The sequence below is a fragment of the Bradyrhizobium australiense genome (assembly GCF_013114825.1).
GTDB classification, from domain to species: domain Bacteria; phylum Pseudomonadota; class Alphaproteobacteria; order Rhizobiales; family Xanthobacteraceae; genus Bradyrhizobium; species Bradyrhizobium australiense.
In genome coordinates this window covers 157483-180434 of sequence record NZ_JAAVLX010000004.1, presented here as the reverse complement: position 1 = coordinate 180434, position 22952 = coordinate 157483, and the positions used below count along the sequence as shown (strand labels likewise).

Sequence of the window (22952 nt, the reverse complement as noted above, 5' to 3'; positions counted from 1 at the left end):
GGCTTATCGGTTCAATCACTGCTGTCTCTGGAATACTGGGTCACCCGCCTTCGCGGGTGACGCCAAGTGAGTATGGGTTCGCGACCTCGCGACGCGCTGCGTCGGAGGTATTGCCGATGCCTGGCAGATGATCGATGCTGCCTCGAGCCAGATAAATCGGCGACAGGAGCGAGCGATGAAAGTACGTTGCTGCATCGTCGGCGGCGGGCCGGCCGGAATGATGCTGGGATATCTGCTGGGCCGCGCCGGCATCGAGGTCGTGGTGCTGGAGAAGCACGCCGACTTCTTTCGCGATTTTCGCGGCGATACCGTGCATCCCTCGACGCTGCAGGTGATGGACGAACTCGGGCTGATCGACGGATTCCTGAAACTGCCGCACCAGCGCTTGCAGAAGATGCAAGGCATGTTCGGCGGGGAAACGGTGCGGATCGCCGATCTGAGCAGGCTTCACGTCAAATACCCTTTCATCGCCTTCATGCCGCAGTGGGATTTTCTCAACTTCCTGCGCGAAAGCGGCAAGCGCTTCGCCTCGCTCAAGGTGATGATGTCGACGGAAGCGATCGATCTCATTCGAGACGGCGAGCGCGTCAGCGGCGTGAAAGCGAAGATGCCGGACGGCATCATCGACATCGAGGCCGATCTGACCGTTGCCTGCGACGGACGCCATTCGCTGGTGCGCGAACGCGCTGGCCTCGAGGTCGAGGAAATCGGCGCGCCGATGGACGTCTTGTGGTTTCGCGCCGGCAAGCAGGAAGGCGAAAGCGAAAACCTGTTTGCGCGAATCGATCCCGGCAAGATGATGGTGACCTTCGACCGCGGCGATTATTGGCAATGCGCGTTCGTCATTCCCAAGGGCCAGCATGACGCGGTGAGGGCGAGGGGGCTGACCGCGCTGCTCGACGACGTCGCACGCATGGCGCCGATCCTGAAACCGGGACTTTCCGAGGTGAAGAGCTGGGACGACGTCAAGCTGTTGACCGTTGCGGTCAACCGGCTGAAGCGCTGGACGCGGCCGGGGCTGTTGTGCATCGGCGACGCCGCACATGCGATGTCGCCGATCGGCGGCGTCGGCGTCAACCTCGCGGTTCAGGACGCGGTGGCGACGGCGAACCTGCTGGCGTCCAGGCTGGCGAGCGGCTGCCCGTCGGAAGATGAACTCGACGCGGTGCGCCGGCGGCGCGCGTTTCCGGTGCGGATGACGCAGCGGATGCAGGTCGTCGTGCAGAACAACATCGTGAATGCCGCGCTGAAGCCGGGCAACGAGCCCCTGAAGGTGCCGTTCGTCATGCGGCTGGTCACCGCAGTGCCCTGGCTCCAAGGCATTACGGCGCGGTTGGTGGGCTTAGGCGTGCGGCCGGAGCATGTGCAGTCGCCGGACCGAGCCTAGCGGATGATGCCGTGCAGAAGGCGTGCTTGCGAGCAGAACACAACAAAAAGCCCCGGACGATGCCGGGGCTTTAAACTGTCGAGGGCTATCAGGTAGCCGGATCAGTACTTGGCGACGACCGGACCGCCGAAGCGATAGCTGATACCGCCGCGCACGGTGTGATACACGGGATGGTCTTCGTAGGTGAATCCGGGGAACGAGAAGGTAGAGCGGTCTCGGTAGCTGCCGAAATCAGTGTAGCGATACTCAAGACGGGCCGACCAATTCGGCGTGAAGCCATACTCCCAGCCCGCTCCCACGGTCCAGCCGGTGCGGGTAGAGGAGATGCTTTCAAACAGGGTGTTCGCGCGGACATAGGTGTGTTCGATATCCGCGAAGGCCGCGCCACCCGTTACGTAGAGCAGCGAGTTGTTGAAGGCCACACCGAGGCGGCCACGGATAGAGGCCTGAGCATCCAGCCGATAGTCCGTGCCGTTGAGGTTTGCCAGGCGATATCCGCCCTTAATGTCGGCACCTTCAACGTCGCCTTCGAGACCGAAGACGAACTGACCGAACTGCCAGTTGTAGCCAGCGTGAATGCCGCCAACAACACCATCGGTGTTGTAGTTCTGATTGAAGCCCGTAGGCAGGCCCGTAGCGGTGAAGAACTCGGTGGTACGATTGTCACCCCAAGCATAACCGACTTGCCCACCAATGTAGAAGCCGGTCCAGTTATAGACAGCGGCAACGGGAACCGGAGCCTTGGTGTACGGCCGAGCGGCCAGATCCGCGGCAGAGGCGCTGACGGTCCCGACGACCAAGGCAGCAGCGGCGATAGCGAACTTTTTCATTATTTTCCCCAATCCAGACACGAGTAATGCATGCTATCCTACATATCTCAGGAGTCCCACCAAGGCTGTCACCTCCACGCCACAGTCGTGGAACTTCCAACACCATTACACCAATAGATTGCCGAAGGACGGCCGCGATTCAGCTCTGAAGAGGCAAAACAGGGGGATTTCGACCGATTTGGTCGCCAAGACCGCATTTGGAACCATCCTTCGATCCGGTTGCATTTGCGCTAGTGTTAAGCGGAACCCAACGAGCAGCCCGCTTACGCCATAACTAAATACCTGCCATGGCGAGAATCATCGGGCGGTGCGACCTATCGGCCGCAGCGCGAGACGTAGTTATTCCGGGTGAAGTGCAATTGTGCCGCAGTGATTAATCGCCTGTCGGTGTCCGAACGCGGTTCCCGCCTTCACGTGGTAAGGTTCCGACACTCAGTGGTACCATGGCTGAACCGGGGAGCCGGCTGGGTTCGGGCCTCTCTGCCAACGAGAGCCCCGGCATCGTCCGGGGCTTTTCATTTGCTGGATCTTCCGGGACGGCGCTTCAGCCCATAACCGAATATCCGCCATCGACCGGGATCGCCGTGCCGGTCAGGAAATCCGAGGCGGGCGAGGCGAGAAACACCGCAACGCCGGCAAAATCATCGATCGCACCCCAGCGCGCTGCGGGCGTGCGAGCCAATACACGCTCGTGCAGGCCGTCGATCTCGTGGCGGGCGCGCTTGGTGAGATCGGTATCGATCCAGCCCGGCAGCACCGCGTTGGCCTGGATGTTGTCGGCGGCCCAGGCGCAGGCGCAGGAACGCGTGAACTGCACGATGCCGCCCTTGCTCGCGGCATAGGCCGGCGTGAAGCTGGCGCCGAAGATCGACATCATTGAGCCGATGTTGATGATCTTGCCGCCGCCGGCCGCCTTCATCGCCGGATAGACCGCTTGCGAGCACAGGAAGGCGCTGGTGAGGTTGGTCTGGATCACGCTGTTCCACTCGGCGATGTCGAGCACATGCGGCGGTTTGCGAATGTTGATGCCGGCATTGTTGACGAGGATATCGATGCGGCCGAGTTCCCTGACGACGCGCTCGGCCATGGCGGCAACCGCCGCCTTGTCGGTGACATCTGTCGGAACCGCGATCGCCTTGGCGCCGCCTTGCGTAAGTTCCGCGACCGCGTCGGCCGACTTCGCTTCGTTGCGGCCGACGATTGCAACCGCAGCACCGGCTTGCGCGAGGCCGCGGGCCATACCGAGCCCGATGCCGCCATTGCCGCCGGTGACGATGGCTACCTTGCCGGTGAGGTCGAAGAGTTTTGTTGCCATGGTTGTTGTCCAGTTTCTGTAGGATGGGTGGAGCGCAGCGATACCCATCATCAATCACGACGCAGAAAATCGATGGGTATCGCTGCCCGCTCCACCCATCCTACGAATCCACGAATCTAACGGTTGCCTAGCCAGATCAGGATCAGACCGATGGCGCAGAGCACCGCGCCATATCCGGCCCATGACAGCTGATTGACCATGAAGCTGGATGGCGGCCAACGAATCGCGCCGGTGCCTTGGCCGATCCACAATAGCCCGATCGCAAGCGCCAGAAAGCCGATGATTGAAAGGGATCTGGCCATTGATTCCCTCCTGTTGCCGCTTTGGTTCGTTCGACGCCCGCACGGCTTGTGATGGGCTGCCGCTCGAAACCATTACCACCGTCGCCACAACACCGATCGAATGCAATGGCAGCCGGCTTCGCAAGGCTGGAAGTCGCTCCGAGGGCTTACTGCAGGCGGGCTACCGCGAGGGCCATCTCTTGAGGGCCGTCAGGGGCGCAGAACGATCGTCCTTGCGCTCACGCTTGCCGCGGCAGGGGCCGAAAGCAGCCCGGGAAGCGCCGGCATCCGGCCAACAAAAAAGCCCCGGACGATGCCGGGGCTTTTGAGCTGCTGATTAACAGAGTTCAGTATTTGGCGGCGATCGGAGCGCCGCCCCAGTTGAAGCGGTAGACCAGCGAGGTGCTGATGGTCTGCACCCAGGGCTTGAAGGTGACGGCCGTACCCGTCGGGCCTACGAAGGGAGCGGCTCCCGGACCAAGCGTCTCCGGCAGCGTAGCGCGCTCGTAAAATGCTGAGCGGTACTCGGTCTTCATGAACCAACCAGGCGCGGTGATTCCGAAAATATCCAGGTTGTTCTCGACACCACCGCCGATGAACCAGCCGTTGCGCTGGAAGGAGCCCGTGGTGGCAAACGTCGGACCGCCGCCGGGAGCCAGGGTAGAGAGGCTCGAGCCCGACCATTCCGAACCGGAATAACCGCCGTTGACGTAGGAGAGCACGTTCGGGGCCACGAGATAGCCGAGTCTCACGCCGGCTGCATAGCTGGTGCGAAGCTTTTCGCGGCCTTCGATACCAAAGAACGGATCGCTCAGCGAGCCACGGATGTCGCCGAACTGTCCGTCACCAAAGATACCAGCCACCCACCGGCCACCGAACTGCCAGTCGTAACCGATACCCACCGTTCCAAACCAGCCGCTGCCGCCCAAGCGTTGATCGCGGGTCAGCGCAGTGCCAGCGGGCCCAAAGGCGCCGAAGGGTCCTGCCACACCGGTGCTCTGGACGTTGCTGTCCGCGTTCCACAATCCGCCGCCGCCACCGCCGAAGATGTAGAACCCGGTCCAGTTATAGGCTGCGGCGACGGGAGCTGGCGCCTTGGTGTAGGGGCGGGCCCCGAGGTCGGCCGCCGAGGCCGATCCGGTGAATGCCGCAACCGCTGTCAGAGCGAGCAGTACCTTTTTCATTTTCAAGTCCCTTACCCTTAAGTGCGCTACCGCTCTAACGGGGGTGCGCGAGCGCCGATTCCCAAAATCCAGTAGCGTGACTATACGCAGTTCCGGCCAAAATGCTGTTGCGGCGGAAGCACACTGGACCGAAAAGGAAACGACCGGCAAAAGTCCGAAAAAGGGCAGATTCCGGCAATGACCGGCCAAAAAGGCCGGAAATCGCCCAAAAATCGCCTGCTCTGATGAAGTCAGACGTCCAGCAGCTCGTCGCTGGCGAATTCCGCCTTGTCGGAGATGAAGGCGAACCTGGCCTCGGCCTTGGTTCCCATCAGCCGTTCGACAGAATCGGCTGTGCCTTCGCGGTCATCGGCCAGAAGCACCACGCGGAGCAGCGTGCGCTTGGCCGGGTCCATGGTGGTTTCCTTGAGCTGCGCCGGCATCATCTCGCCCAAGCCCTTGAAACGGTTGACCTCGACCTTGGCGTTGGCGTTGAACTCGCTCTTCAACAGCACGTCCTTGTGTGCATCGTCGCGGGCATAGACCGACTTGCTGCCATGGGTCAGCTTGTAGAGCGGCGGCACTGCCAGATAGAGGTGCCCTTCATCGATCAGCCGCGGCGTCTGCCGGTAGAAGAAGGTGATCAGAAGCGACGCGATATGGGCGCCGTCGACGTCGGCGTCGGTCATGATGATGATGCGCGAATAGCGCAGATCCTCTTCGCGATAATGCGCACCGGTGCCGCAACCGATCGCTTGCATGAGATCGGCGAGCTGCGCGTTCTGCGTCAGCTTGTCCTTGCCGGCGGACGCGACGTTGAGGATTTTTCCGCGCAGGGGCAGCACGGCCTGGGTCTTGCGGTCACGCGCCTGCTTGGCGCTGCCGCCGGCCGAGTCGCCCTCGACGATGAAGAGCTCGGAGCCTTCGGTCGCGGTGTTGGTGCAATCGGCGAGCTTGCCGGGCAGGCGCAGCTTCTTCACCGCGGTCTTGCGCGAGGTTTCCTTTTCGGCGCGGCGGCGCAGCCGCTCGTCGGCGCGCTCGATGACGAAATCCAGTAGCTTGTTGGCCTGCAGCGGATTGCCCGACAGCCAGTGATCGAACGGATCTTTGATCGCCTGTTCGACGATCCTCTGCGCCTCTGCAGTGGCGAGACGGTCCTTGGTCTGGCCCTGGAATTCCGGCTCGCGCACGAACACGCTGAGCATCACGGCAGCACCCACCATCACGTCTTCCGACGTGACGGGCGCGGCTCGCTTACCCTGGCCGATGCGCTCGGCGTGGTCCTTCAGGCCGCGCAGCATCGCGCTGCGCAGGCCCGATTCATGGGTGCCGCCGTCGGGCGTCGGCACGGTGTTGCAGTAGGAGGAGAGGAAGCCGTCGGCATCCGCGGTCCACGCCACCGCCCATTCGCAGGCGCCATGGGCTCCGTTGCGCCCGGATTTGCCGGAGAAGATATCCGGGTGCACCAGCGTGTCGGCGTGAATCGCCGCGCCGAGATAATCCTTCAGCCCGCCCGGGAAGTGGAAACTGTCCTCGGCGGGCACGTCCTCGATGCCCTTCAACAGCGCCGGATCGCAGCGCCAGCGAATCTCGACGCCGCCGAACAGATAGGCCTTTGAGCGCGTCATCTTGAACAGGCGCTGCGGTTTGAACGCGGCCTTGGCGCCGAAAATGTCGGTGTCCGGCTTGAAGCGGATGCGGGTGCCGCGGCGGTTGTTGATTTTGCCGAGGTCTTCGAGCTTGCCCTTGGGGTGGCCGCGCTCAAAACTCATCCGGTAGAGCTTCTGGCTGCGCGCGACTTCGACCTCGAGCCGCGAGGAGAGGGCGTTGACGACCGAGACACCGACGCCATGCAGGCCGCCCGAGGTCTCATAAACCTTGGAGTCGAACTTGCCGCCGGAATGCAGCGTGCACATGATCACTTCGAGTGCCGACTTCTTCGGAAACTTCGGATGCGGATCGACCGGGATGCCGCGGCCGTTGTCGGTAACGGTCAGAAATCCGTCGGCGCTCAGTTCCACCTCGATGAACGAGGCGTGACCCGCCAGGGCCTCGTCCATGGCGTTGTCGATGACTTCGGCGAACAGATGATGCAGCGCCTTTTCGTCGGTGCCGCCGATATACATGCCAGGGCGCCGGCGCACCGGTTCCAATCCCTCCAGCACCTCGATGTCGGCCGCGGTATAGCCGGCCTCGGCACTGCTGGCCCGCGGTGCCGCCTTGGGCGCGGCGCGGCCCTTCGGTTCCGCACCGAAGAGGTCGTCGGCGGATTTGGGTTTAGTAGCTGATTTCAATGACTTGGACATGGCTCTTTAGGTTTTGCGCGCGATCTCGCGAGCGAATCGGTCATTCTGACTATGCCACGGATGGGCTCAAAAGGTGACGGGTCGGGCAGGAAGTTCGTGGCTCTGTCAGGCAGTGCCCCCGCCTCTTAACAATGTCTGAACGCCGGCGCGGGCGTGCCCTTGCATTCGCTTTGGGGTTGTTCGAATGTTCCGACGGGCGGGGGATTGATTGAATGACTATCAGACTATTGCTGGCCGTCGCAATTGCGGCGCCATGTCTTGGCTGTGCCTCGGTGACACGGGGAACGACAGAGAACATTTCCATTTCGAGCACGCCGGCGGGCGCGACAGCCGAGATTAGCGGTCTCGATATTCCAACGGCTTGTGTGACGCCATGCGTTGTTCAGGCCAAGCGCAACGCTGACATCACCGTAACGGTCAGCAAGGAAGGATATGAGCCGCAGATTATCCCGCTGACCAAAGAGATTCCCGGAACCGGCGCGGCAGGCTTCGCCGGCAATGTTCTTCTCGGTGGCCTTGTCGGAATGGGCGTCGATGCTGCGACCGGCGCGGCGATGGATCACAAGCCAAATCCGGTCATTGTGACCCTGCAACCCGTCGCATCGGCAGCCCCCCGGGCGGCCAAGCCGCGGCCCCAAAAACGACCGCCGCCTCCGCAGAGCTGATCGGGATTCGGAAAACCGGGAACGGCACCGGCGAAACGACCCCATGGAGCGGTGAAACTGCCTTTGATCACATCCCGTGCCAGCCTTTGTGACTTGAAGTCACGCAGGCGGCTGGCTTAGCTGTCACAGGCCTTGAATCAGACGAAAGTTCAACGGCGTAAGCGGGGCGGGGAAGGCACTCGAGAATGCAAGACTTTGCGCGCGCCTTGGCTGATTTCGTGCGCGACAATCAGGCGTGGGCCGCTCCGATCGTCCTGGTGCTGGCATTCGGCGAATCGCTTGCCTTTGTCTCGCTGCTGGTGCCGGCCTGGGGGGCGCTGGTCGCGATCGGCGCGCTGATCGGCGTCAGCGGCATCAGCTTTTGGCCGGTCTGGCTCGCCGGCGGCCTCGGCGCAGCGCTCGGCGACTGGGTCTCTTACTGGTTCGGCTATCGCTACAAGGAGCATGTCGCCGAGATGTGGCCTTTGTCGCGCTATCCCGAGATCCTGCCGCGCGGCGAGGCGTTCGTGAAAAAATGGGGCGTGCCCTCGATCTTCATCGGCCGGTTCTTCGGGCCGCTGCGCGCCTCGGTGCCGCTCGCCGCCGGGATATTCGAGATGTCTTACTGGCCGTTCCAGATCGCCAACTTCGTCTCGGCCCTGGTCTGGTCGGCCGCCCTGCTGCTGGTCGGCGACGTCATGGGGAAGCTCGCCGAATGGCTGTGGCGGGTGGCGTAGGGGCAGGCTGGAATAAGCTGATGATGTGGGTGTTAGCCCCCAAAAGATGGGTTCAACCGGAGCCATCTTCGCGTTGCCGTCGTTTCACTGTCGTCCCGTTAACGTAAGGGCGCTAGTAGAGCCAGCGGCAACCAAAGCCGGGGCACGCCAAGCGGAAGAATTCCACCGCATTCAATTCCCTCCATCGCATCCATCGTCTCACTGGGAGAGATCACCATGGAACTGACACGTCGTCACGCACTCGCCGGAGCCGCGGCGCTCGCTGCCGCACCGCTCTTGCCGCAAGCACCCGCCACAGCCGCAGCGCCGGTGGCGGTCAAGCAGGCGCCGAGTTTCTATCGCTACAAGGTGGGTGATGCCCAAGTGACGGCGATCTCCGACGGCGTCAACAATTTCGCGCTGCCTGACACGTTCGTGCTCAACGTCAAAAAGGACGAAGTCAACGCGGCGCTCGAAAAGGCCTTCATGCCGAAGGACAAGATGTCGATCCAGTTCGCGCCGCTGGTCATCAATACCGGTGGCAAGCTCCTGGTGGTCGATACCGGCAACGGCGCCGCGGCCTTTGCATCAAGCAAGGGCAATGTCGGCCAGTTTGGCGCCAACATGGTTGCCGCGGGCTTCGACCCCAAGGCGGTCGACATCGTCGTGATCTCGCACTTCCACGGTGATCACATCAACGGCCTGTTGAATGCGGACAACACGCCGGCCTTTCCCAGTGCCGAGGTGCTGGTGCCGGCGGCGGAATGGAAATACTTCATGGACGATGGCGAGATGAGCCGGGCGCCGGAAGGGCGGATGCAGACTGTGTTCAAGAATGCCCGCCGCGTGTTCGAGGCGGGGCTCAACAAGAAGGTCACGCCCTATGAGTGGGGCAAGGAAATAGCACCCGGGCTGACGGCGGTGGAAACCATCGGCCATACGCCGGGCCACACTTCCTATGTTCTCGCCTCCGGCTCCGACAAGGTATTCATCCAGTCCGACGTCACCAATCTGCCGGCGCTGTTCGTCTCGAATCCCGGCTGGCACCTGATGTTCGACCAGGATCCGGCATTGGCGGAAAAGACCCGCCGCCGGGTCTACGACATGCTGGTTGCCGACAAGATGCGGGTCCAGGGCTTCCACTATCCGTTCCCGGCCAATGGTTTTGTCGAAAAGGACGGCAACGGCTACCGGCTGATCCCGGCGCCGTGGAATCCGGTGATCTGAGGCGTCGTCGTCATTCCGGGGCGCGCGTAGCGCGAACCCGGAATCCAGAGGTATATGGCACAAGATTCCGGGTTGGCGCGCTTTGCGCGCGCCCCGGAATGACGAGTTCATAGCTTGACGCCAGCCGGGCGCGGCCTTATAGCCGCGCCCATGTCAATCGCCGCGACCATCTTCATCGCTCGCCGCCGCCGCATTATCGCGGTATGGGCGGACGTTTGCGTCTAGGATTGTCGCCCCTGCCGCCGGATCCGGTCCCGCGGCTTCTCCCTTTCCCAGAAATCGCGGTCTGAACTGGCGGCTCCTACGTCAAGCAGGAGTTTGAGATGTATACGCCACCACCGTTCAAGTCCGATCGCGCCGCGAGCCTCGCGTTTGCGGAAGCGCGCGGCTTTGGCCTGGCCTGCGCGTGGGACGGCAATAAGCCGGTCGCCTCATCGCTGCCGTTCTATCTGACGTCGGCCAATGACGGCACACCGCGCGCGGCGTTTCACGTCGCGCGTCAAAATCCGCTGGTAAAGCTCGCCGACGACACGAGCCCGTGGCTATTGGCCGTCAATGGCGTCGACGCCTATGTGTCGCCGGACTGGTACGTCTCGCCGGATCAGGTGCCGACCTGGCTCTATCAGGCGGTGCATCTGACCGGACCCGTGCGGACGATGTCGGACGATGAGCTCGCCGCGCAAATCGAGACGCTGAGCGCGAAGTTCGAGGATCGGCTGTTGCCGAAAAAGCCGTGGCTGTCGTCGAAGATGACGGCCGGGCGGCTACAGGCGATGAAGAAGGCGATCGTGGGACTCGAAATGACAGTCGAAGAGGTTGAGGGCAGTTTCAAGCTGAACCAGCACAAGTCGGAAGCCGACTACACCGCGCTGGCCGAGGCGCTCGCCGCGCAAGAGGGCGCCGACGCGCGCGAAATCGCAGCCCTGATGCGCGCGGCACGACCGCTGGCATTCGCGGCGGTTACGGTACAACACAAGCAAACGACGACGCCTGAAGAAAGGAACGCGTGATGAGCTCGAAAAAGAAGATCGGCATTCTCGGCGCCTCCGGTTACACCGGGGCCGACGCGGTGCGCCTGCTGGCGCGGCATCCGAATGCCGAGATCACCGCGCTCACCGCCAACACCCACGCCGGCAAGTCGATGAGCGACGTGTTTCCGCATTTCTTCATGCTGGACCTGCCGAAGCTCGTGGAATGGGAGAAGGTCGATTGGACCAGCCTCGACGCGGTATTCTGCGGCCTACCGCACGGCACCACGCAGGAGATCATCGCCGCCGTCCTCGGGGCCAACCCCAGGATCAAGGTGCTCGACATGTCCGCCGATTTCCGGCTGCGCGACAAGCACACCTATGCGCAATGGTACGGCCATGAGCACCGGGCGCTCGAACTGCAGAGCGAAGCCGTCTACGGCCTCACCGAATTCTACCGCGAGAAGATCGCAGCCGCGCGGCTCGTCGCCTGTCCCGGCTGCTACCCGACCGCGGCGCTGCTCGCGCTGGTGCCGCTCGCCAAGGCAAAACTGATCGACATCGATGATATCGTCATCGACGCCAAGTCAGGTGTCACCGGCGCCGGGCGCGGCTTGAAGCAGAACACGCTGTTCAGCGAGGCGGGCGAGGGGCTGTCGCCCTATTCGGTCGGTACCCACCGGCACGCGCCCGAGATCGAGCAGGAGATCGGCGTTGCCGCGGGTGCGGCGGTGACGGTGAACTTCACGCCGCATCTGATTCCGATGGCGCGCGGCGAACTCTGCACGTCCTATGTCAAACTCAACGGCGCGACGCCGGACGATTTGCGGGGCGCGCTGGCGAAGGCCTACGCCAACGAGCCGTTTGTGCATGTCGTCAAGGAGGGCGTGCTGCCGCAGACCCAGAACGTGCGCGGCTCGAACTATGTGCAGATCGGCGTCATCGCCGACCGCATCAAGAACCGGGCGATCGTGATTTCCACGCTCGACAACCTGGTGAAGGGCTCGGCCGGACAGGCGATCCAGAACATGAACCTGATGTTCGGGCTGCCCGAGACAGCCGGGCTGGAGCAGATCGCGCTGTTTCCGTGATGTGAGGTGCTGCGGTGGATGAGCAAACCTTGCAATTCTACCGCAGTAACGCGCAAGCCTATGCCTGGCGCGAGATCACCTCGCGCCAGGCGAGGCTGACGGCATTTCTGGCGCTGCTGCCGCCGGGCGCAACCATTCTCGAACTCGGATGTGGCGCCGGCGGTGACACAGCGGAAATGCTGGCGCGCGGGTTCGATGTTCGCGCAACCGACGGGTCGCCGGAAATGGCCGAGGTGGCATCAAAGCGTCTCGGCCGTCCGGTTGAAACGCTGCTGTTCCACGAGCTTGACGAGGTCGACGCGTATGACGCGGTTTGGGCCAATGCCTGTCTGCTGCATGTGCCACGCGAGCAACTTGCGACCGTTCTCTCGCTAATCCGGTGCGCGCTGAGACCGGGCGGCGTGTTCTTTGCGAGTTACAAGGAAGGCGATGCAGCCGGACGCGACGCGCTCGATCGCTACTACAACTATCCCTCGCAGGAGTGGCTGCGGACGACCTATGCCGAGGCGGGGAGCTGGAGCTCGCTGTCGATGGAGCGCGGCGAAGTCAGGGGATTCGACGACAAGATGGCGTCGATGCTGTTTGCCGTCGCTCAAAAAGGCCGCTGAAGATCGTCTGCCATGATATTGGCTGAATGAATATTGCCGCGCTCTCTCCCGAGAGCGAAGCGCCCGGAAGATGTGGCTGCCGGGCTACAGCATTAAGACGCGAATCCAGTAGAAACATTGCCCAAGTGCCGGCAGCTCTCGCGTCTGAAGTTCTGGGAATGCCGGACTGGGAATGCCGTAAAATGAAAAAGTACTTGCTGGCCACCGCGCTCGTTGGCCTGGGATCAGCCCCGACGATCGCCGCAGACCTCGCCGCCCGCCCCTACACCAAAGCTCCAGCGCTGGCAGCCGTCTACGACTGGACCGGCTTTTACATCGGCGTCAATGCCGGCGTCGGTCTGGGGCGCGATCGTCTTCAGCACGACTGGCTCAACACCGGATCGCCTTACTCGTTCTACACGTCGCCGCAGGGAGCATTCGGCGGCGCCCAGATCGGCTACAACTGGCAGACAGCTTCCGTACTCGGCCCGATCGTTCTTGGTGTCGAGGCAGATATTCAGGGCGGCGGCCTGAGCGATGATCGCGCCAATTTTTCACTGTTCGGCATCAACGCCAGCTATCGCCAGAAGCCTGACTGGTTCGGCACCGCGCGCGGGCGCATCGGCATCGCCAATGGTCCGGTGCTGAGCTACGTGACCGCCGGCTACGCGTTTGGAAACGTCAAGACCAACGCGACCGAGACGGTAGCCGGCATCACTACGAGCTTCGCGACCGATCGTACGCAGAGCGGGTGGGTGGTCGGCAGCGGCGTCGAAGCCGCGCTGGGCGGAAACTGGACCGGAAAGATCGAATACCTCTACCTCAATCTCGGCAACAAGACGGACATCTCGACGCTGTTGTTCGCAACCCCGATCAACACCGAAATTCGTGAAAACATCTTTCGTGTCGGTTTGAACTACCGCATCGGCGGCAACACGGCCTATGCGCCGGTCGTGGCGGCCAACTGGGCCGGGTTCTATCTCGGCGGCAATTTCGGGTCCGGCACCGGCCGCGATCGCAGCTCCCTGAGCGTACCGGCGGCGCCAGTTCTTGAGACCTTCAATCTGGCGCCCGACGGGATCAATGGCGGCGTCCAGGCCGGCTACAACTGGCAGGCGGCCAACTGGGTGTTCGGTCTGGAGGCCGATATTCAGGGCAGCACCCAGAAGGACAACAAGACGTGCATTCTCACCTGCACGCCCGGGCTGATGGCGGCGTACGATGCCACGTTGCCCTGGTTCGGCACGGCGCGCGGCCGGCTCGGATATTCGGTCGGATCGACCTTGTTCTATGCGACGGGCGGTCTCGCATACGGCAGCATCAAGACCAAGATCAACACGGCCTCATTCGCTGGGCTGGTGACGCAATCGTTTGAGCACACCAAGACCGGCTGGACCGCCGGCGCGGGCATCGAAACGCCGTTTACGCTGCTGGGCTTGCTGGGCCCGAACTGGACGACCAAAACCGAGTATCTCTACGCGGACCTTGGTTCGACCTCGGACAACTTCATCATCGGTGCTACCCCGGTGACGTCCACCCGCTCAGTAACCGAGCACATCTTCCGCACCGGCATCAACTACCACTTCAATTCGCCGGTTGTTGCGAAGTACTGAGCGCTGTTTCAGAGGCGCCAATGAAAAACCCCGGGAGCCGACCTCCGGGGTTCTTTGCTTTGGATTTGGTTTGCGGAGAGAGCCTTACGCCACCTTGACGATCGCCAGCACGGCTTGCGCCAGGAAGCCGACGGTAAGGGCCAGTGTGCAGCCGGATACGCTTGAGCGCGCCCGGGCCGGGAACCTTGAACCCCGGGCTTTCGTTGCCGCTCATGACAGCTATAGTTTCTGCGCCGCGATCGGCGATCCCGTTCGTACCGGTCCGACTGACACCAACGTCAACGATATCAGGACGATTCTAATCACCAAGGGCGGCTGAGAGGCCGAATAGACCATGCGACGCAATCGCAGAGCGAAAATTGTTGCCACCGTCGGTCCGGCGAGCGGATCACCAGAAATGCTGGAAGCGCTCTTCCTTGCGGGCGTCGACACATTTCGGTTGAACTTCAGTCATGGTACGCACGACGATCATGCCAAGGTTCACGCGGCCATACGCGCGCTGGAACTTAAGGTCGGCCGGCCGATCGGCATCCTGCAGGATTTGCAGGGGCCGAAAATCCGGGTCGGAACCATCAGCGATGGAAAGATCGCCGTCGCCAGCGGAGAGCACGTCCGTTTTGTTCTGTCCGGCTCTGACGGTGACAGGATGTCGATCCCGCTGCCCCATCCCGAGATTTTCGACGCAGTCGCCCCGGGCGATGATCTGCTGATTGACGATGGACGGGTTCGTGTTCGCGTGACGGGGCTGACTGCCGATTCAATTGATGCGAAAATCATCATTGGCGGCGTCATCTCTAACCGCAAAGGAGTGAACGTCCCCACCGCCGTTTTGAGCCTGTCCCCGCTAACCGAGAAAGATCGCGCCGATCTCGAATTCGGCCTCGAACTAGGCGTTGATTGGGTGGCCCTTTCGTTTGTTCAGAAACCCGGGGATGTCATCGAGGCTCGCGGGCTCATAGGTAATCGTGCCGGGATCATGACGAAGGTCGAAAAGCCCGCAGCCCTCGAACACATCGATGACATCGTCCGCCTCTCCGACGCGGTCATGGTTGCCCGCGGCGATCTGGGCGTGGAGATTCCGCACGAAGATGTGCCCGGTCGCCAAAAGGAGTTGATCAGGTCCTGCCGTCTGATCGGAAAGCCGGTGATCGTCGCAACCCAGATGCTCGACTCGATGGTTGCGGCACCCACGCCAACGCGAGCCGAAGCCTCTGATGTCGCTACGGCGATCTATGATGGCGCCGACGCGGTAATGCTTTCTGCGGAATCCGCGACCGGTCAATATCCCTGCGAGGCGGTCGCCATGATGAGCCGCATTATCGAGAGCACCGAGCGGCACAAGATGTATCATTCGATCATCAACGCCTCGCAGCCGGGCGAGGAAGAGACCGCGCCTCACGCCGTTGCCGCCGCTGCCGCCGATCTCGCCGAGGCCATTGATGCCGCAGCCATCGTCGCCTTCACCTCGAGCGGGACGACGGCGGCCCGCATTGCCCGCAAACGACCGAAGGTTTCGATTCTCGCCGTGACCCCGGACCAAAGAGTGTCGCGGCAGCTTTGCCTCTTGTGGGGTGCTCATAGCGTCCTGTCCAAGGACGTCAATACATACGAGGAAATGGTTGATCGCGCGACACAGAGGGCGCTCAGCGAAGACTTTGCGCAGCAGGCAGATTCCATCGTGGTGGTAGCCGGCGTTCCGTTTGGCGAAGCAGGCACCACAAACAATCTTCGCGTAGTTCAGATTAGCTAGGCGACGCTGACTTCCGAGTTTGGCACTTGGCGGACGAGCTCTGAGGCATGGTGCGATCGTCCCAAGCTTTCGCCAGCGACTGAGCGCGATCGACGAGGGACAAGATTATTTCTTCCGGCAATCCGTGGAACTCAAGAAAGTCCTTGTTGGATTACATATTTCTCGCCCTAGGGACGCCCATAGCCAAATCCGGAATCTCAAGATTGCGGAGTCGACCATTAGCGCCCGGATGACGCTCCAAGCAGATAGATGCTCGGGGGAGTTGCCTCAGACCACCCTGAAGATCGCGAGCGCCAGCACGGCTTGCGCCAGGAAGCCGACGGTGAAGGCGAGCGAGCGGAACACCGGGAGGCCGAGTGTGTAGACGATCAGGTGGGCGATGCGGGCCCAGAAATAGACGGCGCAGGCCAGCACGGTCCATCTGTCGGAATAATCGATGGCGTTCAGGATCAGTACCAGCGGCGCGAAGACGATCAAATTTTCGACCGCGTTGTCATGGGCGAACATCAGCCGGTTGGCCCAATCCGCCTGCGGCTTGTCGTTGCGCGAGGGATTGGCCATGGCACCGGAGAAGCCGCGCACCTGACAACGGTTGACGATGTAGGGGATCCACATCAGCCCGGTCAAAATCACGGTCAGAGTCAGCCAGAACAATTCACGCGTGATTGGTTGCGTCATCGGTTTCCCCTCAAACGATTTCGATTCCCGGCACGGGATATCAGGTTATACCCAACCGCCCGCGGCCGCGCTACGCGCGGACCTTGACGTAACTGCCGGGTGCGTCCTCGATCGGCGGCATCTCTTCGGAACCGACGGCGCGCGCTGGCACGCGTTCGGGATCGATGCCCTCCAGCCATTGCAGCCAGTCGGGCCACCACGAACCCTTGTGCTCGGTGGCGTTCTTCATCCAGTCGGCGAGCGTGACGTCCTTGACGTTGTCGTTGGTCCAGTACTGGTACTTGCCCGCCGCCGGCGGGTTGACCACGCCGGCGATATGGCCGGAGCCGGACAGCACATACCTGACCGGCCCGCCGAAGAATTGCGAACCGTAGAGCACCGAATCCGCCGGCGCGATATGGTCCTCCCGCGTCGCAAGATTGTAGACGGGCACCTTGACCTTCGACAGGTCGAGCAGGGTGTTATCGAGCACCATGCTGCCCGAGGACAGCCGGTTCTCCAGATAGCAGTTGCGCAAGTAATAGGAATGGTTGGCCGCCGGCATCCGCGTGGCGTCGGAATTCCAATGCAGGAGGTCGAACGAGGAGGGCTGCTGTCCCTTCAGGTAGTTGCTGACGACATACGACCAGATCAAATCGTTGGAGCGCAACATGTTGAAGGCCATCGCCATCTTGCTGCCTTCGAGAACGCCCCTTTCTTCCATCTCGCGCTCCAGTGTCGAGATCTGGTCTTCGTCGACGAAAACGAGCAAATCGCCGGCATGGGTGAAGTCGACCTGCGCCGCAAAGAACGTCGCCGAGGTGACGCGCTGGCGCCGCTTCTCGGCAAGCCAGGCCAGCGTCGACGCCAGCAGGGTGCCGCCGACGCAGTAGCCGGCGGTGTGGACTTTCATCTCGCCCGACACCTTTTCGATGACGTCCATCGCGGTCAGCGGGCCTTCTTTCATGTAGTCGTCGAAGGTCTTCTTGCCGAGTTCCTTGTCCGGATTGACCCAGGAGATCACGAACACGGTGATGCCCTGATCGACGCACCATTTGATGTAGGATTTCTCCGGCTTGAGATCGAGAATGTAGAACTTGTTGATCCAGGGCGGCACGATCAGGAGCGGCGTGCGCAACACCGTCTCCGTGGTCGGGGTATACTGGATGAGCTGCATCAGCTCGTTCTGGAAGATCACCTTGCCCGGAGTCGTCGCCATGTTGACGCCGACGACGAGATTGGACGGGTCGGACTGACGAATGCGCAGCGTGCCGCGTCCGGCCTCGATGTCTTCCGCCAGCATCTTCATGCCGCGAACGAGGTTGTCGCCGTTCGACGCCAGCGTCTCGCGCAGCACTTCCGGATTGGTGAGCACGAAATTCGACGGCGAGATTGCGTTGGTGATCTGCTGGACGTAGAACTCGGCCTTCTTGCGCGTGTGCGGATCGACGCCTTCGGCGTTCTTCACCAGTTCTTGCGCCCATTGCGCGGTGAGCAGATAGAGCTGCAGCACGAAATCGAAGAACTGATTCGATTTCCACTCCGGATCCTTAAAGCGCTTGTCGCGCGGCGACGGCTCGATCGCAGGCTTGGCCTGTTCGCCGGCCATGCGGCGCATCGCGCAGCCCCAGAGATCGAGATAGGCCATCGCCATCTTCGTCTGCAGCTGCTCGGCGCGTTCCCTGTCCGTCAGCCAGTATTCCGCCACCTTGGTGAAGGTCTTGACCATCTCGCCGATTTCGCTGGGCGGCTTGTCCATCACCTCGCCGGTCTCGCGCGGCTTGAGATAGGCCGCGAGCGCCTGGCCGCTCGTTTCCATCGCCCTGGCGATGTTCATGGCAAAGGCTTCGGCGTTGAACGTTTTCGAAGCCTGGGTTTCGGTGTTGACGTCACTCATATCAAGCACACTATAACTTCATTTCGGGTTCGTCATCGCGCGGATCGTCGGCGACGGGTTTGGAGTTAACCCCTGCTGCACTGCGATAAAGTTTCTGTGTTTCGACACATTGAAGCCGCATCCGACACATTGAGGCCGCACCTGTCGAATTTGCTCTTTGGGCTTTAATCGTTTCGGGCGACAATGGTTTGAACGGTTCTAGCGAAATCAACGCCGCGGGACGATTTGGCGTTGCAAGGCTCGTACCAGCGCATCGATGTCGTCGCGATGCGCGTGCGGTGCGGTAGTTGGGGATTTCCGGACGGATGCCGGTCAATCGGACGATAAGGCGGTGGTCGATTGCCGCGCTGTTAGCGTCGGCATTAGCGCTCGGCGGCTGCTCGACCCAGATCGCGGACATGCCAAGCCTCGGCCTGCCGGCGGACGCGCCCGAGCGTCCGAAGGAAGCCGGCGGCTATCTCCCGGTTCACGACCTGCCACCGGACCGCACCGAGGAGGCGATGAAGCCGGCCGAGCTGGCCAAAATTCAGGCAGAGCTGACGGCCGCGCGAGACCGGCAGGCGACCGCCGCTACCCCGCCAAAACCGGCCAAGAAGTGACCTAATAACTGGCGCTGCCGGGCTCCCGTGGTAAAAGAACTCAATTCAACCGCATTGCGGGTCAGGAAGCCTAGAGACCTCGCGCCTGAATTCGCCCCAAATCCTTGATTGGGCACGATTTTTGGAACGAAGCCGATCGGGTTTCGTAGCGCGCGCAGGTTCCGTCCGATTCTGTCCTGCCGGTTGTCGGAGCAAGGGTCCCATGGAAGATTTCTATCGCATTCGCCGCCTGCCGCCTTACGTGTTCGAGAAGGTCAATCAGGCCAAGGCGGCCGCGCGCAATGCCGGGGCCGACATCATCGACATGGGCATGGGCAATCCGGACTTGCCGACGCCGCCCCATGTGCTCGAGAAGCTGAAGGAGACGCTGGGCAAGCCGCGGACCGATCGCTACTCGGCCTCGCGCGGCATCAACGGCCTGCGCAAGGCGCAAGCCGCCTATTACGGACGGCGGTTCGGCGTAAAGCTCAATCCGGATACCCAGATCGTCGCGACGCTGGGTTCGAAGGAGGGCTTTGCCAATGTGGCGCAGGCGATTACCGCGCCCGGCGACGTCGTGCTGTGCCCCAATCCGAGCTATCCGATCCATGCCTTCGGGTTCCTGATGGCGGGCGGCGTGATCCGGTCGGTGCCTTCGGAGCCGACGCCGCAGTTTTTCGAGGCGGTGGAGCGCGCGATCATTCATTCGATCCCGAAGCCGATCGCGCTGATCGTCTGCTATCCCTCGAACCCGACCGCCTATGTCGCCGAGCTCGATTTCTACAAGGATCTGGTCGCGTTCGCGAAGAAGCACGAGATCTTCATCCTTTCGGATCTGGCTTACGCCGAGGTCTATTTCGACGACAGCAATCCGCCGCCCTCGGTGCTGCAGGTGCCGGGCGCAATCGACGTCACCGTCGAATTCACCTCGATGTCGAAGACGTTCTCGATGGCGGGCTGGCGCATGGGCTTTGCGGTCGGCAACGAGCGGATCATTGCCGCGCTGGCGCGGGTGAAATCCTACCTCGACTACGGCGCGTTCACGCCCATTCAAGTCGCCGCCACCGCCGCGCTGAACGGGCCTGACGATTGCATCAAGGAGATGCGCGACACCTACCGCAGGCGCCGCGACGCACTGGTCGAATCGTTCGGCCGGGCGGGCTGGGAGATTCCGCCGCCGCAGGCCTCGATGTTCGCCTGGGCGCCGCTGCCGAAGGCGTTCGAGGGCGTCGGCAGCATGCAGTTCGCGACCCTGATGGTGGAGAAATCCGGTGTGGTGGTTTCGCCCGGCGTCGCCTTCGGCGAGCATGGCGAGGGCTTTGTTCGCATCGCCATGGTGGAAAACGAGCAACGTATCCGCCAGGCGGCGCGCGGGGTACGCCGCTTCCTTGAAAGCGGCATTGAAACGTTGCACAACGTGGTTCCTCTCGCCAATCGGCGCTAATTCCTTTTTTGCAGGTTCTCTCATTCATGGTCGCACCCCTGAGAGTGGGTATCGCGGGGCTCGGCACTGTTGGTGCTGAAGTCGTCCGCCTCATCGAAGAGCAGTCGCGGGCGCTTGCTGAGCGCAGCGGGCGCGGCGTGCGCGTCGTTGCCGTTACCGCGCGCTCAAAAACAAAAAAGCGTTCGCTCGACCTGCGCGGTATCGACTGGGCCAAAAGCCCGCTGGCGCTGGCCACCGATCCCAGCGTCGATTGCTTCGTCGAACTGATGGGCGGCTCCGGCGAGCCGGCGCTGTCGGCGATCGAGGCTGCGCTGAAGGCCGGCAAGTCGGTGGTAACCGCCAACAAGGCGCTGATCGCCAAGCACGGGTTGCGCTTGGCCAAGGCCGCGGAGAAGCACGGCGGCGCGTTCAACTACGAGGCGGCCGTCGGCGCTGCCATTCCTGTCATCAAGACCCTGCGCGAAGGACTTGCCGGCACCGGCGTCAACCGCGTCTACGGCATCCTCAACGGCACCTGCAATTACATCCTGACTCGAATGGAGCAGGAAGGCCTGTCGTTTGCCGAATGCCTGAAGGATGCGCAGCGGCTCGGCTATGCCGAAGCCAATCCGTCCTTCGACATCGACGGCCATGACACGGCCCAGAAGCTTGCGATCCTGGCGAGTCTTGCCTTCGGCACCAAGGTGGCACAGAGCGCGGTGTATGTCGAAGGCATCTCCTCGATCGCGCCGGAAGATCTGCGCGCGGCTGAAGAACTGGGCTACCGCGTCAAACTGCTGGGCGTCGCGGTGCGCACCAGCAAGGGCATCGAGCAGCGCGTGCATCCGACCATGGTGCCAAAATCGTCCTCGATCGCGCAGGTGATGGGCGTCACTAATGCCGTGACTGTCGATGGCGAGGGCATTCCCCCGATCACGCTGGTGGGACCCGGCGCTGGCGGGGCTGCGACGGCGTCCGCGGTAGTTGCCGACATCGCCGACGTGGCGCGCGGCATTCGCGCCAAGCCGTTCGGGCGCCCGGTGGAGCGGCTGCGCGACACCACCAAGGCGCCGATGGAGCGGCATGAGGGCGGCTACTACATCCGCCTGATGGCTCGCGACCTCGCCGGCACCGCCGCCACCATCGCCACCCGCCTCGCCGAACAGAAGATTTCGCTGGAATCGATCGTGCAGCGACATCCCGAAGGTGTCGACGCGAACGGCGCGGCTAAAAAAGCCGCACCGGTTCCAGTCATCCTGATCACCTACGCAACGTCCGAGGACGCGGTCTATCGCGCGCTGGAGGCGGTGCAGCGCGACAAGGTGATCAGCGGCCGGCCACAGGTGATACGAATCGAGAAAAACTAGCGCGCGATTTGCATGGGTTGCGCGTGATACGATTGATTACGGGCCGGGGGCCCGTGCAGGTTTAAGGAGTAAGCCGATGTCGACCCATATTTCCGTTCCGCCGCAATTATTGCTCGAGCGCATCCTCACTCTCGAGATCGTGCGGGTGACGGAACGTGCAGCCGTTTCGGCCGCGCGGCTGCGCGGCCACGGCCAGGAGAAAGCAGCGGACCAGGCCGCTGTGGACGCGATGCGGCGCGAACTCAACAAGCTGCCGATCGAAGGCACGATCGTGATCGGCGAGGGCGAACGCGACGAGGCGCCGATGCTGTTCATCGGCGAGAAGGTCGGGCTGAATGCCGGTCCCCAGGTCGATATCGCCGTTGACCCGCTGGAAGGCACCACGCTCTGCGCCAAGAACATGCCAGGCGCGATCGCGACCATGGCGATGGCTGACGGCGGCACGCTGCTGCATGCGCCCGACGTCTATATGCAAAAGCTCGCGGTCGGCCCCGGCTTCGCCAAGGGCGTGGTCGAGCTCGACGCGTCGCCTGCCGACAATGTCCGCCGGCTCGCGAAAGCCAAGGGCGTCGAGGCTGCCGCAATCACGGTGCTGGTGCTCGACCGCCCGCGCCACGCCGATATCATCGCCGGCGTCCGCTCGACCGGCGCCGCGGTGCGGCTGATCACCGACGGCGACGTAGCCGGCGTCATTCATTGCGCCGATCCCGATAACACCGGCGTCGACATGTATATCGGCACCGGCGGCGCGCCGGAGGGCGTGCTGGCGGCGGCAGCGCTGCGCTGCATCGGCGGCCAGATGCAGTGCCGGCTGATCCTCGACAGCGAGGAGAAGCGCGAGCGCGCGCACAAGATGGGCGTGACCGATCCGAAGATGATCTACGGCATCGAGGACATGGTGCGGGGCGACTGCCTGTTTGCGGCCACCGGCGTCACCACGGGTTCGCTGCTTACGGGCGTCAAATTCCGCAAGGACGTCATCGAGACCGAAACCGTAGTGATGCGCTCGGTGACCGGCACGGTGCGCACCATCAAGGCCGAGCACCGGCAGCTGGATAAGTTTCATCTGGATTGAGCTGTCATTCCGGGGTGCGAAGCGAACCCGGAATCTCGAGATTCTCAGGTGCGCAATTGCGCACCATAGTTCGATGC

At 62.5% G+C, this 22952-nt stretch carries 21 protein-coding genes and 1 pseudogene; 14 read left to right on the top strand and 8 right to left on the bottom strand.

Annotation, left to right across the window (positions count from 1 at the left end; all coding sequences use genetic code 11):
• Window positions 1-175 precede the first annotated feature (175 nt).
• The gene (locus HCN58_RS12880; protein ID WP_235983596.1) at window positions 176-1387 is read left to right on the top strand and encodes an FAD-dependent oxidoreductase; all 1212 of its coding nucleotides are present in this window, start codon (window positions 176-178) and stop codon (window positions 1385-1387) included.
• A 101-nt stretch (window positions 1388-1488) separates the two neighbouring features.
• Here the strand turns inward: HCN58_RS12880 and HCN58_RS12875 are convergent, their stop codons facing one another.
• The 5 genes from HCN58_RS12875 to parE all read right to left on the bottom strand — a co-directional run bounded on the left by HCN58_RS12875 (window position 1489) and on the right by parE (window position 7282).
• Window positions 1489-2217 (bottom strand): outer membrane protein, encoded by a 729-nt coding sequence (locus tag HCN58_RS12875; RefSeq protein ID WP_171579748.1) that lies wholly within the window; start codon window positions 2215-2217, stop codon window positions 1489-1491.
• Between the two features lie 544 nt (window positions 2218-2761).
• Complete coding sequence (locus HCN58_RS12870) at window positions 2762-3532, bottom strand: SDR family NAD(P)-dependent oxidoreductase (RefSeq protein ID WP_171579747.1); 771 nt, start codon at window positions 3530-3532, stop codon at window positions 2762-2764.
• A 116-nt stretch (window positions 3533-3648) separates the two neighbouring features.
• Window positions 3649-3834, bottom strand: a complete 186-nt coding sequence (locus HCN58_RS12865) for a hypothetical protein (RefSeq protein WP_171579746.1) — start codon at window positions 3832-3834, stop codon at window positions 3649-3651.
• Between the two features lie 326 nt (window positions 3835-4160).
• A complete protein-coding gene (locus HCN58_RS12860; protein WP_171579745.1) occupies window positions 4161-4997 on the bottom strand; it encodes an outer membrane protein in 837 nt (278 codons plus the stop codon).
• A gap of 230 nt (window positions 4998-5227) precedes the next feature.
• Window positions 5228-7282, bottom strand: coding sequence for a DNA topoisomerase IV subunit B (parE, locus tag HCN58_RS12855; protein ID WP_171579744.1), 2055 nt, complete (start codon window positions 7280-7282; stop codon window positions 5228-5230).
• A 212-nt stretch (window positions 7283-7494) separates the two neighbouring features.
• Between parE and HCN58_RS12850 the strand changes: the two genes are divergently transcribed.
• The 9 genes and pseudogenes from HCN58_RS12850 (at window position 7495) to pyk (ending at window position 15878) form a co-directional block, all read left to right on the top strand.
• The gene (locus HCN58_RS12850; protein WP_171579743.1) at window positions 7495-7947 is read left to right on the top strand and encodes a PEGA domain-containing protein; all 453 of its coding nucleotides are present in this window, start codon (window positions 7495-7497) and stop codon (window positions 7945-7947) included.
• 185 nt (window positions 7948-8132) lie between these two features.
• On the top strand, window positions 8133-8663 hold the full coding sequence (locus HCN58_RS12845) for a DedA family protein (protein WP_171579742.1): 531 nt from the start codon (window positions 8133-8135) through the stop codon (window positions 8661-8663).
• Window positions 8664-8879: 216 nt separating this feature from the next.
• A complete protein-coding gene (locus HCN58_RS12840) occupies window positions 8880-9869 on the top strand; it encodes an MBL fold metallo-hydrolase (RefSeq protein WP_171579741.1) in 990 nt (329 codons plus the stop codon).
• Between the two features lie 323 nt (window positions 9870-10192).
• Window positions 10193-10879, top strand: coding sequence for an FMN-binding negative transcriptional regulator (locus HCN58_RS12835; RefSeq protein ID WP_171579740.1), 687 nt, complete (start codon window positions 10193-10195; stop codon window positions 10877-10879).
• Window positions 10879-11928 (top strand): N-acetyl-gamma-glutamyl-phosphate reductase, encoded by a 1050-nt coding sequence (argC, locus tag HCN58_RS12830; protein WP_171579739.1) that lies wholly within the window; start codon window positions 10879-10881, stop codon window positions 11926-11928. Before HCN58_RS12835 ends, argC begins: the two co-directional genes overlap by 1 nt.
• Window positions 11929-11942: 14 nt before the next feature.
• Complete coding sequence (locus HCN58_RS12825) at window positions 11943-12536, top strand: class I SAM-dependent methyltransferase (RefSeq protein WP_171579738.1); 594 nt, start codon at window positions 11943-11945, stop codon at window positions 12534-12536.
• 182 nt (window positions 12537-12718) lie between these two features.
• The gene (locus tag HCN58_RS12820) at window positions 12719-14128 is read left to right on the top strand and encodes an outer membrane protein (protein ID WP_171579737.1); all 1410 of its coding nucleotides are present in this window, start codon (window positions 12719-12721) and stop codon (window positions 14126-14128) included.
• Between the two features lie 139 nt (window positions 14129-14267).
• A pseudogene (locus HCN58_RS35745) lies at window positions 14268-14447 on the top strand (MOFRL family protein); the annotation flags it as partial.
• A gap of 15 nt (window positions 14448-14462) precedes the next feature.
• Window positions 14463-15878, top strand: a complete 1416-nt coding sequence (gene pyk / locus HCN58_RS12810) for a pyruvate kinase (protein ID WP_171579736.1) — start codon at window positions 14463-14465, stop codon at window positions 15876-15878.
• Window positions 15879-16145: 267 nt separating this feature from the next.
• Here pyk and HCN58_RS12805 read toward each other — a convergent pair whose 3' ends face one another.
• The 3 genes from HCN58_RS12805 to HCN58_RS12795 form a co-directional block, all read right to left on the bottom strand.
• Window positions 16146-16544 carry an MAPEG family protein gene (locus HCN58_RS12805; RefSeq protein WP_171580356.1) on the bottom strand — a complete coding sequence of 133 codons (399 nt, stop codon included), beginning with the start codon at window positions 16542-16544 and terminating at the stop codon, window positions 16146-16148.
• Window positions 16545-16626: 82 nt separating this feature from the next.
• Entirely contained in the window at window positions 16627-18432 is a 1806-nt protein-coding gene (locus tag HCN58_RS12800; protein ID WP_171580355.1) for a PHA/PHB synthase family protein, read from the bottom strand.
• Window positions 18433-18442: 10 nt separating this feature from the next.
• Window positions 18443-18832 carry a hypothetical protein gene (locus HCN58_RS12795; RefSeq protein ID WP_171579583.1) on the bottom strand — a complete coding sequence of 130 codons (390 nt, stop codon included), beginning with the start codon at window positions 18830-18832 and terminating at the stop codon, window positions 18443-18445.
• Here HCN58_RS12795 and HCN58_RS12790 point away from each other — a divergent pair.
• From HCN58_RS12790 to glpX, 4 genes are all read left to right on the top strand, one after another.
• Entirely contained in the window at window positions 18738-19031 is a 294-nt protein-coding gene (locus HCN58_RS12790; RefSeq protein WP_171579735.1) for a hypothetical protein, read from the top strand. The genes HCN58_RS12795 and HCN58_RS12790 overlap by 95 nt on opposite strands.
• 202 nt (window positions 19032-19233) lie before the next feature.
• A complete protein-coding gene (locus tag HCN58_RS12785; protein WP_171579734.1) occupies window positions 19234-20454 on the top strand; it encodes an LL-diaminopimelate aminotransferase in 1221 nt (406 codons plus the stop codon).
• A gap of 26 nt (window positions 20455-20480) precedes the next feature.
• Window positions 20481-21800, top strand: coding sequence for a homoserine dehydrogenase (locus tag HCN58_RS12780; protein ID WP_171579733.1), 1320 nt, complete (start codon window positions 20481-20483; stop codon window positions 21798-21800).
• Window positions 21801-21876: 76 nt separating this feature from the next.
• Entirely contained in the window at window positions 21877-22875 is a 999-nt protein-coding gene (gene glpX, locus HCN58_RS12775; RefSeq protein ID WP_171579732.1) for a class II fructose-bisphosphatase, read from the top strand.
• Window positions 22876-22952: the final 77 nt, after the last annotated feature.